Annotated in this window: 16 protein-coding genes; 8 read left to right on the top strand and 8 right to left on the bottom strand. The window is 60.4% G+C overall.

The annotated features are described in order from the left end of the window. Positions 1 to 4 precede the first annotated feature (4 nt). Positions 5 to 2,092, top strand: a complete 2,088-nt coding sequence (gene pbpC, locus QD409_RS05135) for a penicillin-binding protein 1C (RefSeq protein WP_430762024.1) — start codon at positions 5 to 7, stop codon at positions 2,090 to 2,092. Between the two features lie 300 nt (positions 2,093 to 2,392). Continuing rightward, complete coding sequence (locus tag QD409_RS05130) at positions 2,393 to 2,752, top strand: nuclear transport factor 2 family protein (RefSeq protein WP_430762084.1); 360 nt, start codon at positions 2,393 to 2,395, stop codon at positions 2,750 to 2,752. A 252-nt stretch (positions 2,753 to 3,004) separates the two neighbouring features. Here QD409_RS05130 and pheT read toward each other — a convergent pair whose 3' ends face one another. From pheT to infC, 5 genes are all read right to left on the bottom strand, one after another. Beyond that, on the bottom strand, positions 3,005 to 5,428 hold the full coding sequence (gene pheT / locus QD409_RS05125) for a phenylalanine--tRNA ligase subunit beta (RefSeq protein ID WP_430762023.1): 2,424 nt from the start codon (positions 5,426 to 5,428) through the stop codon (positions 3,005 to 3,007). Between the two features lie 16 nt (positions 5,429 to 5,444). After that, entirely contained in the window at positions 5,445 to 6,527 is a 1,083-nt protein-coding gene (gene pheS / locus QD409_RS05120) for a phenylalanine--tRNA ligase subunit alpha (RefSeq protein WP_430762022.1), read from the bottom strand. Between the two features lie 327 nt (positions 6,528 to 6,854). Continuing rightward, a complete protein-coding gene (gene rplT, locus QD409_RS05115; protein ID WP_430762021.1) occupies positions 6,855 to 7,259 on the bottom strand; it encodes a 50S ribosomal protein L20 in 405 nt (134 codons plus the stop codon). A gap of 37 nt (positions 7,260 to 7,296) precedes the next feature. Beyond that, positions 7,297 to 7,500, bottom strand: a complete 204-nt coding sequence (rpmI, locus tag QD409_RS05110; RefSeq protein WP_003570998.1) for a 50S ribosomal protein L35 — start codon at positions 7,498 to 7,500, stop codon at positions 7,297 to 7,299. A gap of 318 nt (positions 7,501 to 7,818) precedes the next feature. Further along, complete coding sequence (gene infC, locus QD409_RS05105) at positions 7,819 to 8,355, bottom strand: translation initiation factor IF-3 (protein WP_028750883.1); 537 nt, start codon at positions 8,353 to 8,355, stop codon at positions 7,819 to 7,821. Between the two features lie 279 nt (positions 8,356 to 8,634). Here infC and QD409_RS05100 point away from each other — a divergent pair, with 279 nt between their 5' ends. Both QD409_RS05100 and QD409_RS05095 read left to right on the top strand, forming a co-directional pair. Beyond that, positions 8,635 to 9,447: an alpha/beta hydrolase gene (locus QD409_RS05100; RefSeq protein WP_430762020.1), complete on the top strand. Its 813-nt coding sequence runs from the start codon at positions 8,635 to 8,637 to the stop codon at positions 9,445 to 9,447. 236 nt (positions 9,448 to 9,683) lie between these two features. Continuing rightward, complete coding sequence (locus tag QD409_RS05095; protein WP_430762019.1) at positions 9,684 to 10,283, top strand: transglutaminase-like cysteine peptidase; 600 nt, start codon at positions 9,684 to 9,686, stop codon at positions 10,281 to 10,283. Positions 10,284 to 10,506: 223 nt separating this feature from the next. Here QD409_RS05095 and mbfA read toward each other — a convergent pair whose 3' ends face one another. Further along, complete coding sequence (gene mbfA / locus QD409_RS05090; RefSeq protein WP_092843407.1) at positions 10,507 to 11,490, bottom strand: iron exporter MbfA; 984 nt, start codon at positions 11,488 to 11,490, stop codon at positions 10,507 to 10,509. Between the two features lie 258 nt (positions 11,491 to 11,748). Between mbfA and QD409_RS05085 the strand changes: the two genes are divergently transcribed. Together QD409_RS05085 and QD409_RS05080 are read left to right on the top strand one after the other, a co-directional pair. Then, positions 11,749 to 12,216: a group III truncated hemoglobin gene (locus QD409_RS05085; RefSeq protein WP_430762018.1), complete on the top strand. Its 468-nt coding sequence runs from the start codon at positions 11,749 to 11,751 to the stop codon at positions 12,214 to 12,216. Positions 12,217 to 12,453: 237 nt separating this feature from the next. Further along, positions 12,454 to 12,864 carry a hypothetical protein gene (locus tag QD409_RS05080; RefSeq protein WP_430762017.1) on the top strand — a complete coding sequence of 137 codons (411 nt, stop codon included), beginning with the start codon at positions 12,454 to 12,456 and terminating at the stop codon, positions 12,862 to 12,864. Positions 12,865 to 13,023: 159 nt separating this feature from the next. Here the strand turns inward: QD409_RS05080 and QD409_RS05075 are convergent, their stop codons facing one another. Both QD409_RS05075 and QD409_RS05070 read right to left on the bottom strand, forming a co-directional pair. Then, on the bottom strand, positions 13,024 to 13,944 hold the full coding sequence (locus QD409_RS05075) for an EamA family transporter (RefSeq protein WP_430762016.1): 921 nt from the start codon (positions 13,942 to 13,944) through the stop codon (positions 13,024 to 13,026). A 97-nt stretch (positions 13,945 to 14,041) separates the two neighbouring features. Then, entirely contained in the window at positions 14,042 to 15,067 is a 1,026-nt protein-coding gene (locus tag QD409_RS05070) for a histone deacetylase family protein (RefSeq protein WP_430762015.1), read from the bottom strand. Between QD409_RS05070 and QD409_RS05065 the strand changes: the two genes are divergently transcribed. Beyond that, complete coding sequence (locus QD409_RS05065) at positions 15,057 to 15,221, top strand: hypothetical protein (protein ID WP_430762014.1); 165 nt, start codon at positions 15,057 to 15,059, stop codon at positions 15,219 to 15,221. The genes QD409_RS05070 and QD409_RS05065 overlap by 11 nt on opposite strands. Beyond that, a complete protein-coding gene (locus QD409_RS05060) occupies positions 15,218 to 15,823 on the top strand; it encodes an HAD-IA family hydrolase (protein ID WP_430762013.1) in 606 nt (201 codons plus the stop codon). Before QD409_RS05065 ends, QD409_RS05060 begins: the two co-directional genes overlap by 4 nt.

The following is a 15,823-nucleotide window of genomic DNA, read 5'->3' as shown; positions in this document are numbered from 1 at the left end:
AGCCATGAAAGCACGATGGAAGATTGCGATCGGCCTTGGAGCCACTGCCTTGACGGCGGTGGCTCTGGTCTTCGGCCTTAAGGCCGCGGACCGCGCCTTTCCGCCGCCACTGGACAATGCCCGCCTGGTCTCGGCCGAGGTACTCGATGCCAATGGCGATCTCCTGCGCGCCTTCGCCACGCCAGAGGGGCGCTGGCGGCTGAAGACAGGGTTTGCCGATGTCGATCCGCAATATCTGCGCATGCTCGTCGCCTATGAGGATCGGCGCTTCTACGATCATCACGGCGTCGACCCCATAGCGATCGGCCGCGCCTTCATGCAGCTCGTCACGCATGGCCGCATCGTCTCGGGCGGCTCGACGCTTTCCATGCAGGTGGCGCGTCTGATCGAGCCGCGCAGCGAGCGGTCGGTAACGGCGAAGCTTCTGCAGATCGTCCGTGCCATCCAGATCGAGCAGCGGCTCAGCAAGGAGCAGATCCTCGATCTCTACCTGACGCATGCGCCCTACGGCGGCAATCTGGAGGGCGTTCGGGCGGCAAGCCTTGCTTATTTCGGCAAGGAGCCGCGCCATCTGAGCGTGGCGCAATCCGCCCTACTCGTCGCCCTGCCGCAGCTGCCGGAAAAGCGCCGGCCGGACCGCAATCTTGCGACCGCACAGGCTGCCCGCCACCGCGTGCTCGAGCGCGCTGCCGTCGCCACCATCATTGGCGAAGGGGAAGCCGAGCGCGCTGCGCTGACACCCATCCCGGCCGACCGGCGGCAGCTGCCTGCCTTTGCGGCGCATCTCGCCGAACTCGCTCTCAAGAAGCAGCCCGGCGTCATCCAGCATCGGACGACCCTGCGCCGCAGTGTGCAGCAGGGGCTGGAAGCCGTCGCAGACGCGGCGGCAAAGCGGCTCGGGCCAAAAGTATCGGTGGCCATGATCATGGCCGATGCCAAGACGGGCGAGATCATCGGCGAAGTTGGCTCGGCCAACTATTTCGATTCCAGCCGCTCGGGATGGGTCGACATGACCCGCGTGCTGCGCTCGCCCGGCTCGACCTTGAAGCCTTTCATCTACGGCCTTGCTTTCGAGCAGGGCTATGTGGCCCAGGAGACGATCATCGAGGATCGCCCGGCCGATTTCTACGGCTACCGCCCCCGTAATTTCGATATGACCTACCAGGGTGATGTGAGCGTGCGCCAGGCGCTGCAGCTGTCGCTCAACGTGCCGGCCGTGCGGCTGCTCGATGCTGTCGGGCCGACCCGGCTGCTGGTGCGCTTCCGCCGCGCCGAGGTGAAGCCGAAACTGCCGCCGAACGAAGCGCCCGGCCTTGCCATCGGCCTCGGCGGCGTCGGCGTCACCCTTAAGGACCTCGTGCAGCTCTATGCAGGGCTTGCCAATCGCGGCAAACCCATGCGGATCGGCGATGGCGTTCAGGACCAGCCGGGACCGATCGACGGCGAGCCGCTGATGGAGCCGATCGCAGTCTGGAACATCACCGACATTCTCTCGGATATCATCGCACCGCGCGGCAGCAAGCAGCTCGGCATCGCCTACAAGACTGGCACCAGCTACGGCAATCGCGACGCATGGTCGATCGGCTATGACGGCGCGCATGTGCTCGGCGTCTGGGTCGGCCGGCCGGACAATGGCGCGGTTCCAGGGTTGGCAGGCTATGTATCGGCGGCACCCATCCTGTTCGAGGCCTTCGCCAAGTCAGGCGTCGCCATCACGCCTTTCCCCCCGACGCCCACGGGGGCGGTGCGCATCTCAGCGACCGAACTGCCTATCAGCCAGCGGCGCTTTTCCGTTACGGCCGCCGGGCTGCTGGCCGCTTCGAGCCGCGAGCCGGCGCCACAGATCGTCTATCCGCCCGAAGGCGCGCGCGTCGATCTCGGGGCGAGCAGCGGTGTCGATCAGATCGCGCCGCTAGCGCTGAAGCTGCAGGGCGGACGGGCACCGTTTCGATGGCTCGCCAACGGCAAGCCACTGCCCGAACTTTCGCGCCGCCGCACCAACCAATGGACGCCCGATGGCGCCGGCTATTCGACGCTGACGGTCATCGACGCCACCGGCCGAGCCGCAAGCGTGCGGGTTTTTGTCGAATAGAGCCTACAGCCCCGCGCGTCACATGTGACGCGCAAAGGTCGCTGTAGCACTTTAGATCTGCTGCATAATTTTATCCTTAAATCGATTTCGATTTAGGGAATTATGCAGTAGCAAATCCTCGTGACCGCACTGTCGTATTTTTGCCAGCCTGCATAGCCTATGGTATCTTAAAGCGCGTCGCGATCTTTCAGATTCGCTATGTGCGCTTTAAGTTTTGATGTTTCGCATGTCGTTATCGCAAAACCGCTGCACACTTTTGCGCGACATGCGTCAGACATGACTCAAACGAGGAATGGCGAGATGTCGGAAGAGCAGGCAATCCGTGCGGTTGTTCACCTCTATGTCGATGGCATGGCATTCGCGAATGAGCCGGCGCTGCGCAAGGCACTGCATCCGCGCGCTGATATCATCGGCAATTATCAGGGTGTGGTCGAATGGATGACGCGAGATGAATTCATCAGCGCGATCGTGGAAGAAGGCAGCGCGCCGCCCGGCACTATACCCCTCATGGAGATCGAGCTGATCGACATCGAAGGCGATGCCGCAAGCGTCAAGGTCGTCGACGAATTCGCCGGCATGAAGTTTTCGGATTATCTGTCACTGCTGAAGATCGACGGGCGGTGGAGCATCGTGAACAAGGTCTATCATCTGCATCGGTAGATGATGCGACACCGAATATGCCGAGCCTCTGATACCCCCCTCTGTCGCTGTCGCGACATCTCCCCCACAAGGGGGGAGATCAGTGGGAGTTTGCTGCTTATCCTCGTTAAAGCAGAAACCTCGGTTTCAACAGATGCGATGTCAGCTTGAGGCGAAAGAGTGCCGAAGGTTACCAATCTCCCCCCTTGTGGGGAGATGTCCCGAAGGGACAGAGGGGGGTGCCGAGCTCTCCGCGAACTCGGCAGCAGCCGATTACCCTCTCAGCACCCCACCCGTCGACTTCGTCACGTTCGACACAATCTTCTGTGTCAGCACTTCGAAATCCTCGTCGGTGAGCGTCCGCTCGGCCGGCTGGATCTGCACCTCGATGGCGATGGACTTCTTGTCTTCGCCGAGCGACGCACCTTCGAAAATGTCAAAAACGTTGACGCCGGTTACCAGCTTGCGGTCGGCACCGGCAGCAGCGCGGACGACGGCGCCAGCTTCCACCGACTTGTCGACAACGAAAGCGAAGTCGCGCTTGACTGCCTGGAACGGAGACAGCTCCAGCGCCGGCTTGGTGCGGGTCGCCTTCTTCTTCGGTTCGGGCATGGCATCGACATAGACTTCGAAGCCGGCAAGCGCGCCGGAGACATCGAGCGCTTCCAGCGTCTTCGGATGGAATTCGCCGAAATAGCCGAGCACGACCTTCGGGCCCATCTTGATGGTGCCGGAACGGCCGGGATGATACCAGGCCGGACCGCCCTGCTCGATCTGGATATTGCCCATCGGCAGGCCGCAGGCTTCGAGCACTGCCAGCGCATCGGCCTTGGCGTCAAAGACGTCGACCGGCTTGCCGCCGCCCTTGGCAGCGTTCGACCACATGCGGCCGACGCCGGCAAGCGTTGCCGTGCCGCGGCGGATGCCGCCGGCCACGCGACGCTGGCCCTCGGGCGTGTCGTTCTCATAGGTGCCGGAGACTTCGAAGATCGCGACGTCGCCGTAGCCCTTGTCGGCATTGCGCTGCGCAGCCGACAGGAGCCCTGGCAGCAGCGAAGGACGCATGTCGGACATGTCTGACGCGATCGGATTGGCGAGCTTCAGGGCATTGGAGCCGCCACCGAAGAGCCTGGCCTGATCTTCGGAGATGAAGGACCAGGTAACGGCTTCCAGCATGCCGCGCGATGCGAGCGCGCGCTTGGCAGTCCGCGTGCGGATCTGCAGCGTCGTCAGGATCTTGCCGTTGACGGCGGCATGGCTGCTAAGCGGCTGCGGCTTGATATTGTCGACGCCGTGGATGCGCATGATCTCCTCGACGAGATCGGCCTTGCCGTCGACATCCGGGCGCCAGGAGGGAACGGCGACTGAAATGCGCTCGCCCGAACCGGAAACGGAGAAGCCGAGCTTCGTCAGGATGGATTTGCTCTCATCGGCGGAGACTTCAAGGCCGGTCAGGCGCTTGACTTCCGACAGCGGAAATTCGACGACCTTGGCCTCATAGCCCTTATAGCCTTCGACGCGTGCCTTGGCGGCCGTGCCGCCGCAGCTGGCAAGCACCAGCTCGGTCGTGCGCTCAAGGCCGGGCACCATATATTCCGGATCGACGCCGCGCTCGAAACGATAGCGCGCATCGGTGATGATGCCGAGGCTGCGGCCGCTCTTGGCGATGTTCATCGGATCCCAGAGCGCCGACTCGATCAGCACATCCGTGGTGTTCTCGTCGCAGCCGGAATGTTCGCCGCCCATGATGCCGCCGATTGACTCGACGCCGTTGTCGTCGGCGATGACGACGTTGCTCGGGGTGAGCTTGTATTCGCGCTCGTCGAGCGCCAGCACGGTCTCGCCGTCGCTGGCGCGGCGCACGACGAGATTGCCCTTGACCTTGGCGGCGTCGAAGACGTGCATCGGCCGGCCCTGGTCGAAGGTCATGTAGTTGGTGATATCGACAAGCGCGCTGATCGGGCGCAGGCCGATAGCGAGCAGACGCTGCTGCATCCACTTCGGGCTCGGGCCGTTCTTAACGCCGCGCACGAGGCGAAGGGTGAAGCCGGGGCAAAGGCGCGTGTCATCCAGATCGATCTTGAGCTCGGTCGTCGTCTCGCCTGCGACGGCGAAGGACGGTGTCGCGCGCGGCTTCAGCGTCCCGAGGCCAGAGGCGGCGAGATCGCGGGCGATGCCGTAGACGCCGGTGCAGTCCGGGCGGTTCGGCGTCAGATTGATCTCGATCATCGGATCGTCGAGGCCGGCATAGGCGGCAAAGCTCGTGCCGACGCGCGCATCTTCCGGAAGATCGATGATGCCGTCATGGCTGTCGGAGATTTCCAGTTCCTTTTCCGAGCACATCATGCCGCGGCTCTCGACACCGCGAATGTTGCCGATGGCGAGCGTCACGTCGATGCCGGGAACATAAGTGCCAGGAGCCGCAAAGGCGCCGACAAGACCAGCGCGTGCATTCGGTGCACCGCAGACGACCTGAACAGGCGCGCCGCTGCCGGTGTCGACCATCAACACCTTCAGACGATCAGCCTGCGGGTGCTTTTCTGCTGACAGAACCTTGGCGATGACGAAGGGCTTGAACGCCGCCTTGTCGTCGACTTCCTCCACTTCCAGCCCGATCATCGTCAGGCGGGCGCAGATCTCATCGAGCGTGGCGTCGGTTTGCAGGTGTTCTTTCAGCCAGGAGAGTGTGAATTTCATGTGCTTTATCCCTTCCTTACGCGCTCAGGCCGCCGAACAGGGTCGGCATATCGAGCGGGCGGAAGCCATAGTGGTTCATCCAGCGGACATCGGCGTTGAAGAAGTCGCGCAGGTCAGGCATGCCGTATTTCAGCATGGCAATGCGGTCGAGGCCCATGCCCCAGGCAAAACCCTGATATTCGTCCGGATCGAGGCCGCCATGGCGCAGCACGTTCGGATGCACCATGCCGCAGCCGAGGATTTCCATCCAGTCGGTGCCTTCGCCGAACTTCACGATCGGGCCGGAACGATCGCACTGGATATCGACCTCGAAGGACGGCTCCGTGAACGGGAAGAACGACGGGCGGAAGCGCATCGTCACGTTGTCGACCTCGAAGAAGGTCTTGCAGAATTCTTCCAGCACCCAGCGGATGTTGCCGACATTGGCCGTCTTGTCGATGACCAGGCCTTCGACCTGATGGAACATCGGCGAATGGGTGGCGTCGCTATCCTGGCGGTAGGTCTTGCCGGGGATGATGATGCGGATCGGCGGCTTCTGCGCTTCCATGGTGCGCACCTGCACCGGCGAGGTGTGCGTGCGCAGCACCTTGCGCTCACCCTTTTCATCCGGCTGGAAGAAGAAGGTGTCGTGCATTTCGCGGGCCGGGTGCCCTTCCGGGAAATTCAAGGCCGTGAAGTTATAGTAGTCGGTCTCGACATCGGGGCCTTCGGCGATCGAGAAGCCCATGTCTCCGAAAATGGCGGTAATTTCGTCGACGATCTGGCTGATCGGATGGATGCGGCCTCGTTCGGCAGGCGACGAGCGCACAGGCAGGCTGACATCGACGGTCTCGGCCTTCAGCTTCGCGTCGATCGCGGCATCGCGCAGTGCGCCCTTACGCTCGTTGATCGCGTCAGTGACGGAATTCTTCAGCGCGTTGATGGCCGCGCCGCGTGTCTGCCGCTCTTCCGGCGACATCGAGCCCAGCGTCTTCAACAGTTCGGAGACCGAGCCCTTCTTGCCAAGCGCGGCGACCCTGACGGCTTCGATCGACTGCTCGTCGGTCGCCGCGGCCACGTCGGCCATGAGTTGGGTTTCAAGTGTTACGAGTTCCGTCATCTGATCCTGCCTTGCGGGCGGCGGGCTTGGAACGCCGCTCATTCCGCGGAATAATGGATGAACGCCCGCATCAGACAGCTTGTGGCAACGATGAGGCGCTGCAGATCACTATCCATGTGCAAGCGGCCAATCAACCGGGCAAATGACAAAAACACGCCAAGAATGCGGCCCTTGGCACTTGTCGCCCGATGCGCGACCCATTTTTCGAGCCTCGCCCAACAAGACAGCCTGACACGATGGAAAGCGTATGCTGCAAAACACAAAACCCGCGCCGGTTTCGCCAGCGCGGGTTTCATAATGAATTTACGAAAGACGTGCGAGGCAGCGTTAGTTAACGGCTGCTTCGAACTCGTTCTTCGTGCCGGCTTCCTTGAGGTACTCAAGTGCCTTCTTCGAAGCAGCAACGAGCGCACCGAAAGCTTCCTGCTCATGGATTGCCATGTCGGAAAGAACCTTACGGTCAACTTCGATGCCAGCCTTGGTCAGGCCGTCGATGAAGCGGCCGTAGGTCAGGCCGTGTTCGCGGACGGCAGCGTTGATGCGCTGGATCCAGAGAGCGCGGAAGTTGCGCTTGTTAACCTTGCGGTCGCGATAAGCGTACTGCTTGGAACGATCGACAGCGGCCTTGGCTGTGCGAATGGTGTTCTTGCGGCGGCCGTAGAAGCCCTTGGCTGCCTTCAGAACCTTCTTATGCTTGGCGTGGGCGGTAACGCCTCTTTTTACGCGTGCCATTTCATGATCTCCTTAGTCTATAGCGTTACGAATAGTCTTAGAGACCGTTCGGCAAGTAGTTCTTGATTACCTTACGGCCATCCGGTTCTGCGAGAACCATGGTGCCGCGGGCATCGCGAATGAACTTGTTGGTACGCTTGATCATGCCGTGGCGCTTGCCAGCAGCGGCGGCCTTGACCTTGCCGGTTGCGGTGATCTTGAACCGCTTCTTGGCAGAGGACTTCGTCTTCATCTTGGGCATTTTGCTACTCCTTCGATGCTTCCTGGCGTGCTTTTCTGAAAAGCCCTTCCTACAGGTCCGGACAGGCCGGGCTGCAAAAGGTGCCGGAGCGTTTGTTGTTGAACGGCGGATCCGGTGACGAACCGCCCCGCCAGCATTCTAAACTGCCACGGCATGCCCTGCCGGTCAGTTCGGACGCGCGCTTATAACCGCAGTTGCCCGCAAGTGCAACGGGCCGGATGCGCGATTCTTTGCAGATCGATGACAGAACTATATTGCGGACAAAAGGAAAAAGCCGCCCATGGGACGGCTCCGGCCTCTCTTACATCGACCTGCGCCTCACTTCGGCGCAAGCACCATCATCATCTGGCGGCCTTCGAGCTTCGGCTCGGCTTCCACCTTGGCGATCTCGAGCGTGTCTTCCTTGACCTGCTGAAGAAGCTTCATGCCGAGTTCCTGGTGGGCCATTTCGCGGCCACGGAACTTCAAGGTCACCTTCACCTTGTCACCTTCTTCAAAGAAGCGACCGATCGCCTTCATCTTCACCTCATAGTCATGGGTGTCGATGTTGGGGCGCATCTTGATTTCTTTGACTTCGACGATCTTCTGCTTCTTGCGCGCCTCGGCGGCCTTCTTCTGGTTGGCGTATTTCAGCTTGCCCAGATCGAGGATCTTGCACACAGGCGGTTCAGCATTAGGGGAAATCTCTACCAGATCGAGACCGGCCTCCTCTGCCATTCTCAATGCCTGGTCGGTCGGGACGATGCCCATATTCGCGCCGTCAGCAGCGATGAGCTGTACTTTGGGAATGCGAATTTCCCTGTTGGAACGTGGCCCGTCCTTTACGGGCGCATCGGTTTTAAAGGGTCTGCGAATGGTCGTATTCTCCACGAATTGTTTCGGATAGCTGCAGCCTCTCGCTCCCCGTCAGCGCAACTGACGGAAATGTCGTAAAAGCTATGTTGAAGTCAATAGCATGACATCAGGAAAAAAGCACCTCCCGCGTGTCAACAGGGTGTCATAGAGACGCGAGATGCGCGAAGGACACAGTATTATTGCCAAATGACACCAAAGCTCGCGGCAAAGAGCCGAGGATTTTTCGGGTCACGCCCGCGCGAATCTGTTCTATAGAGCAAAAAATCCGGGAGTTTCTTGATGTCCGAAGCAGCCACAGCCACCCAGCCGACCTTCCTTTTCGTTGGCACGGGCGACAGCGAACGCCAGATCGCGATCCTTGAGCGCGCCGCCGGCAACGGCGCGAAGAATGTCAGCTTCGTATGGCTATCCGGCTATCGATCCGACATGAGCGGCACCAAGGCGGTGGAACTGGACGCGCTGGCGGAACGACTTGGTCTCGGCTGCATCCGCTTCGACTATTCCGGCCACGGCCAATCCGGCGGCAAGTTCACCAACGGCACAATCTCGCGCTGGCTGGAAGAGGCACTCGCCGTCATCGACCATACCAAGCCGAAGAGGATCGTCCTCGTCGGCTCGTCGATGGGCGGCTGGATCGCGCTCAGGGTCATTCAGGAACTGCGCAAGCGCAAGAAGGCCCCTGCAATCGCCGGCCTCGTCCTGATCGCGCCCGCCCCCGATTTCACCGTCGATCTCATCGAACCGAACCTCTCGGATGTCGAGCGACGCTCGCTGGCGGAGCGCGGCTATTTCGAGGAACCGTCGGAATACAGCCCCGAGCCGAACATCTTTACCCGCGCCCTGATCGAGGACGGCCGCGCCAATCGCGTGCTCACCGGCATCATCGAGACCGGCTGCCCCGTGCACATCCTGCAGGGCATGGAAGACGCGGACGTGCCTTTCTCGCATTCGTTAAAGCTGGTCGAGCACCTGCCAGCCGACGACGTGGTGTTAACACTTGTGCGCGATGGCGATCACCGCCTGTCGCGACCGCAGGATCTGGAGCGCATGCTCACCGCTGCAGAGACCCTGGCGCTTCATAATAGTCAGTGAAAACAATCTGATATACTTGAAGTCGCCCGCCGTGAAACCTCCGCGCCGGGTATCGCTTTCGCGCGCCTCCCTAATTCAGGGAGGTATAGAATTATGGCAACGACCTCCTCGATTGTGCCGAAATTAACCATACGCGCCGGTTCCGTCGTTAACACTTAAGTAACGATTGACTTGTCAGGCCTCGCTACATTAACAATTTGTTAACAAATGCAGGGACGATACAAGGAATAGTGGGCGTGCGTATTAAGGGCGTATTGGTTGCCTTCGCTGCTATGATTGCGATGTCTTCGGCGGCTATGCCGGCGTCTCAACAGAGCGTATCGATGACGGTCGGCAACGTCACTTCCCAGCCGATCGGGCACTATGATTTCTGCCAGAGACATACCGACGAATGCGGTCCGGTCCGCAATGTCGGCCCCGTCGATATGAACGCCGCCTCCTGGGCGCTGATCAACCAGGTCAATCTACGCGTCAACAAGACCATCAGACCGGCAACGGACATGGAAGTTTACGGCCAGGAAGAATATTGGGAATATCCGAAGACCGCCGGCGACTGCGAGGATTTCGCCCTGTTGAAGCGCAGGCTGCTGATGCAGAGCGGCATTTCCGCCTCCAACCTCTTGATGACGGTCGTGCGCAAGCCTGATGGCGAGGGACATGCGGTGCTGACGCTGCGCACCAAGCAAGGCGACTATATCCTCGACAACCTCGAAGACGAGATAAAGCTCTGGTCGAAGACCCCCTACTCCTACCTGAAGCGCCAGGCGAGCTTCAACACGGGGCGTTGGGTCACCATCGAAAACGGCAACGACGTTCTGGTTGGCTCCGTCAAGTAAGCAAGAACCATTCGCTTGATGCAAGAAGGCCGGCCCAACGGACCGGCCTTTCGCTTTTCCTCATGTGGTAACAACGGCCCTCACACGCGGATGAGGACGAATTGGTCTTCACCACGAACGTCAATGGTTCTTGACGAAGCCAAGAGCCGCCTCGTGCTAACCGATGGCTCCGACGGGCGTTCCCAATTTTAACATTTCGTGAACGGGAGGCCGCAGCCGGGCATCAGACGTTGCCGATCAGAATGCCGGCGCCAAGCACCAGCGAACCGCCGAGAACGACCTGGAAGGCAGCGCGCAGGAACGGCGTCTCCATATATTTGTTCTGGATGAAGGCGATCGCCCAAAGCTCGAAGAAGACGACGACGGCTGCCGTGATCGTCGCCGTCCAGAAATGCGGGATGAGATAAGGCAGCGCATGGCCGAGACCGCCGAGCGCGGTCATGATGCCGCAGGCAAGGCCGCGCTTGATCGGCGAGCCGCGACCGGAAATCTTGCCGTCGTCATGTGCCGCCTCGGTGAAGCCCATCGAGATGCCGGCGCCGACCGACGCCGAGAGACCCACGAGAAAGGTCTGCCAGGTCTGCTGCGTGGCGAAGGCAGCAGCGAAGATCGGCGCCAGAGTGGAGACGGAACCATCCATCAGGCCGGCGAGGCCAGGCTGCACATAGGTCAGCACGAACTGACGACGCGCCTGCGCATCCTCCTCGTGCTTGACCGTCTCCGGCGTGTGCTTGTCTCCCAGCAGCCGGGCAATGTCTTCGTGGCCCTGTTCGGCCAGCGCCAGATCGCCGAGAAGCTGGCGCGTCGATGCATCGGAAACCTGCTTGGCCGCTTCGACATAGAAATGATAGGCCTGCTGCTCCATCGCCTCGGCCTCCTCGCGAATCGAGTCGAGCGAGAGGTTCTTGCGCAGCCAATCGGGCTTGCGCTCGTAGAAGCCACGCACATGCTCGCGCCGGATCAGCGGGATACGATCGCCGAAGCGGCGCTGATGCATGTCGATCAGCGTCTTGCGATGGGTGTCCTCGACTTCGGCCATGTCCTCGAAAACCTTGGCGGACTCGGGATAGTTCGAGCGCAGGATATCGGCATAGGCGAGGTAGATGCGCGAATCGTCCTCCTCCGCCGCGATGGCAATTGCCAGAATCTCCTGCTCGGAGAGGGAGGTAAAGGGACGTTTCGACGGACGGAACAGGCCAAGCAACATCGGGGCAACCTCATATTTTAGAATTATTCTAATTTTAAAAGGGGTCATCGCGCGGGTCAAGCGCGGAAGCGCTATCACAAAGAGAAATCGCGCTGGATAATTCGCGGGCATCGGGAAAGACGTCCGCAAATTGAAAGGGGCTTTTGACAGATTGCCGCAACACCTCCATGACGTCTTGGCTATACCGGCAAATTGCTTAGATATCGGGAAACGGAAGCTGGCCGCAGCGATCTCTCGCCCGAGCGCCCGGAGAACACTATGGAACATGAACTACAGGCCCGCGCGGCTCATCTCGCCGGCATTCGCGAGAAAGCTGAAGCGGAAATGGCGAGCATAGGCATCGATGCCGCCTTCATCGATCGGCTGGTCGACACTTTCTATGGGCGCGTGCAGGCGCATCCCCGGCTCGGCCCGGTGTTTGACGGACGCCTCACCGGGCGCTGGCCCGACCATATGGAAAAGATGAAGCGCTTCTGGTCGTCGGTCGCCTTCAAGAACGGCGCCTATGGCGGCAAACCCGTACAGGCGCATCTCGGCGTCGAAGGCATGGCGGCCGACCTCTTTCCGGAATGGCTGGCGCTTTTCTCGCAGACGCTTTCCGATATCGCACCTTCCGAGCAGGCGAAGGCCTGGTTTATGGCCACGGCCGAACGCATCGCCAAAAGCCTGACGCTCTCGCTTTTCTATAATCCGGCATTGGATGATCCCGCGAGGAAGACGGTCTAACGCATATCGCGCGGACATACTGAGTTCGGCAGCAGATGCCACCAACAATGGCGGGGCATTCACCGCAGCTTTGCGTCATTGGAGGGCGCGTGGAAAGCTGGACATCATGGAACGAGCCACTTCAAAGCAGTCGGCTCTTGGCGAGGACAAACTCGCCGAAATTGGATATCGATATCTACTCTCGAAGTTGTCGCTGAACTGCATTGCTCGACTGAAAACCAAAAAGGCTCCCCGCATATGACTGAAGCAGTGGTCAAGAAAACGGGCGGTGTCCCGTCGAATTACGCCATCATGTTGTTCGGCTTATTCTTCTTTCCGATCCAGATAGTCGCTATTTTCTTTGCCAAGAAGAGGCGTTACGACGGCGACGACTGGGAAAGGTCCCATTATGAAATGCAGTATCGAAGTGCGGCAGCCTATCTGGCGATAGAACTTGCTTTGTTCATTATCGGCGCAGTGGCGCTACGTTTAACTCCGGCAAGAAATGTCGCCGAGGTAACGAGCCTTAGGACTTCTATGGGTTTTATCACCTTTGCGGGCTACGTGCCGTTGGCCTGGCTTGCCATACGGTGCATACGAGGCTTGTTTCTGGCAGGGGCGAAAGCACCCTTGGCAAACCCGCGCTCCTACACCATTTGGCCTCGCTAGCCAGTCATCATCCGATCAAAGGTGTCTGACACTCGATCGTCCTCTCTCTGCCGATCCTGCAATCTACATCGGGTGATGCGGTTATGCCAATGCCAGCAATGGGCGGGTGGCAGCTGCCACGGCGTTTGCCACGTCAGAACGAGGAAGAACGCGATGCGTCTAGACTCGGCCTTTCGTCGCGAAAATCGTGGCCCCGATGCTGGCGGAAACGACGAGCGCCGTGCCGAACATCTGCGATGGCGTCATCGGCTGCGACAGGATGACGAAGCCGGCAAAGGCGCCGATGGCGGGCTCCAGGCTCATGAGAATGCCGAAGGACGAAGTGGGCATGCGCCTCAGCGCCACCATTTCCAGCACATAGGGCAGCAGCGGAACGAGCAGCGCCAGGCCAGCTATTTCGAGAAGGCCGAAACCCGTCAGATGCGGGACGGCGGAAGCGAAGCCGAAAGGGGTCGAAACCACCGCTGCGACCAGCAGCGACATGGAAAGGCCTTCGAGACCCCGGAAGGCGTTGCCGACCTTCTTCGTCAGCAGGATGTAGCAGGCCCAGCCCGCCCCGGCACCGATGGCAAAGAGGATGCCCGGCAGATTGCCGACCCACGCCTCGCCGTCATAGGCCAACAGCAGAACGCCGATCGCGGCGAAGGCAGGCCAGAGAAGTTGGCGACTCAATCCGAAGCCGAGGGTCGCGACCAGCAGAGGCCCGAGAAATTCGATGGCGACGGCAAGACCCAAGGGAATGCGCGCAATCGCCGAAAAGAAGGAGGTCGTCATCAGCGCCGATATGGAGCCGAGCGCCAGCACGCCGATCCATTGCGAGCGGCTGTAGCTCATGATCTTCGGACGGACGATGATCGCAAGGGCGACTGAGGCGAAGACGAGTCGCAGCCATGTCGCGCCAGCCGGTCCATAGGTGTTGATGATCGGAGCCGACAAGGCCGAGCCGAACTGGATGCAGGACATCGACATGACGCACATGAGCACGCCGGCGGCAATGCCACTGGTCGATGGTGCAACATCCGGATGCGGCATCAGCACCGCGCCGCCATCCGTGCCACTCTCGATAAGCTTCTGATCCATGACCTCTCCTATTGGGCGAGGGTTTTAGAGGCCTGGCCTTACAGTGACAAATTCAAACTTTTCATCCTGCGATAAGGTGCTTTGATGCAAGAGCTGCTCAAGCTTCGAGGCCTCTCAGCACATTGGCGACGTTGAGGCCGATCTCGGGCACACCATAGCCGCCCTCCATGCAGACGAGGACGGGCAGGCCTGCGGCCGCGATGCGCTCGCCCATGCGGATGAAATCCTGCGAGGTCAATGTGAAGAAGGAGATCGGATCGCGCTCGAACGTATCGACGCCGAGCGAGAGCACGATCGCCTCTGCGCCGAACGCCTTGATGCGGGCCAGCGCATCGTCCAGCGCCGCCGCCCATACATCCCATGGCGTGCCGCGCGGCATGGGGTAATTGCGGTTGGCACCCAGGCCATCGCCCTCGCCTTCCTCGTCGGCATGGCCGAGGAAATAGGGAAAGGCATGGATCGGATCGCCATGCAGCGAGGCGGTGAAGACATCGCCCCGTCTATAGAATATGTCCTGCGTGCCGTTGCCGTGATGGAAATCGACATCGAGCACGGCAACCTTGGCCGCGCCATGGTCGCGCAGCCGCTGCGCCGCAACGCCGGCGTTGTTAATGAAGCAATAGCCGCCGAAGAGATCGAAGCCGGCATGATGGCCGGGCGGGCGGCAGAGCGCGAAGGCGAAGCGATTGCCGGCATGGAGCCAATCGGCGCCGGTCAGGGCGCAGCGCATGGAAGCAAGCGCCGCCTCATAAGATCCCTTGGTGATCGAGGTATCGGCGGCATTGGCATAATGGCCGATCATGCCGACAATGTTCTCCGGCACGCGTTGGCTGGTGCGCCGCACCGGAAATGAATTGGAGATCGCCTCGCCCTTGTAGCCTGCGGCGACCCAGCGCTCCCAGACCACGCCCAGAAAATCGAGATAGGCCGGATCATGCACCTTGCGCGCCGTCTCCAATCCATAGGCTTCGGGCGCAACGACATCAGTAAAGCCGGCCTCCTTGACAGCGGCGAGGATCCATTCGGCGCGGAATGGCGCTTCGAAGGGCGTGACGAGCTGGCCATCATGCAGCTCGGTCTTAGCATCCCTAAGCTTGTGATCTTCCGAGTAAATGACCCGCATCGTCGCCTCCTCCCTTGCAGACTTCGTTATCTTGCTGACGCAAAGGCTTACATGCATCGCGCAGGAGAAAAAAGAGCGGGATGCGGTCTTGCAAGCCATTGCGAACGACGACACCTTCCGCCTGCATTTGAGGAATTGGGAGCACCTGCCGTGAAAATCCTGATGGTCGATGTCGACGGCGTCCTGATCCATGGCCAGCCGAGCGACGGGCTCCCGCTTTTCACCTATCTCGAGCGTGATCTCGGGCTGAAACTGGATGTGCTTCAGGAAACGTTCTTCAAGCCCTATTGGCTGGATATCGTTACCGGTCGCGACGCGCTCGAACCAAGGCTTGCGGAGGTTCTTGGCAGGATTGCGCCACAGCTTCATGCGAAAACGCTGATCGACTACTGGTTCGAAAACGACTCCCGCCTCGACCACGGTCTGCTTGAAGACCTCTCCGCGCTGCGCGCTCAGGGAACGAAGATGTTCCTTGCGACCAACCAGGAGCACATGCGAGCCACCTATCTCATGAACGAACTCGGGCTTTCCTCTCGTTTCGACGGCATTTTCTATTCCGCCGCCCTCGGTCATCAGAAGCCCGCAGCCGAATTCTTCCGGCTTGCGACCGAACGCGTGGGGCTGGCCACGAGCGAGATCGGCTTCATCGATGACGTTGAGGCGAATATCGCGGCTGCACGGCAATTCGGCTGGAAGGCGATGCAATGGACAGCAGGCTCGATATTGCGGGACGCCATTGCTGCCTTCTCAGCCTGA

This window comes from Rhizobium sp. BR 315 (genome assembly GCF_050577975.1).
In the GTDB taxonomy this organism is placed as follows: Bacteria; Pseudomonadota; Alphaproteobacteria; order Rhizobiales; family Rhizobiaceae; genus Rhizobium; species Rhizobium miluonense.
The sequence above is the reverse complement of the archived record's forward strand: the minus strand, read 5'-3'. Positions and strand labels throughout refer to the sequence as shown.

Coding starts and splice junctions, on each gene's coding strand:
- pbpC (WP_430762024.1), top strand. CDS start 5: ATGAAAGCACGATGGAAGATTGCGATCGGCCTTGGAGCCACTGCCTTG.
- QD409_RS05075 (WP_430762016.1), bottom strand. CDS start 13,944: ATGGATCAGAAGCTTATCGAGAGTGGCACGGATGGCGGCGCGGTGCTG.
- QD409_RS05130 (WP_430762084.1), top strand. CDS start 2,393: ATGTCGGAAGAGCAGGCAATCCGTGCGGTTGTTCACCTCTATGTCGAT.
- rplT (WP_430762021.1), bottom strand. CDS start 7,259: ATGGCACGCGTAAAAAGAGGCGTTACCGCCCACGCCAAGCATAAGAAG.
- QD409_RS05100 (WP_430762020.1), top strand. CDS start 8,635: ATGTCCGAAGCAGCCACAGCCACCCAGCCGACCTTCCTTTTCGTTGGC.
- pheT (WP_430762023.1), bottom strand. CDS start 5,428: ATGAAATTCACACTCTCCTGGCTGAAAGAACACCTGCAAACCGACGCC.
- rpmI (WP_003570998.1), bottom strand. CDS start 7,500: ATGCCCAAGATGAAGACGAAGTCCTCTGCCAAGAAGCGGTTCAAGATC.
- QD409_RS05070 (WP_430762015.1), bottom strand. CDS start 15,067: ATGCGGGTCATTTACTCGGAAGATCACAAGCTTAGGGATGCTAAGACC.
- QD409_RS05065 (WP_430762014.1), top strand. CDS start 15,057: ATGACCCGCATCGTCGCCTCCTCCCTTGCAGACTTCGTTATCTTGCTG.
- pheS (WP_430762022.1), bottom strand. CDS start 6,527: ATGACGGAACTCGTAACACTTGAAACCCAACTCATGGCCGACGTGGCC.
- QD409_RS05085 (WP_430762018.1), top strand. CDS start 11,749: ATGGAACATGAACTACAGGCCCGCGCGGCTCATCTCGCCGGCATTCGC.
- mbfA (WP_092843407.1), bottom strand. CDS start 11,490: ATGTTGCTTGGCCTGTTCCGTCCGTCGAAACGTCCCTTTACCTCCCTC.
- QD409_RS05080 (WP_430762017.1), top strand. CDS start 12,454: ATGACTGAAGCAGTGGTCAAGAAAACGGGCGGTGTCCCGTCGAATTAC.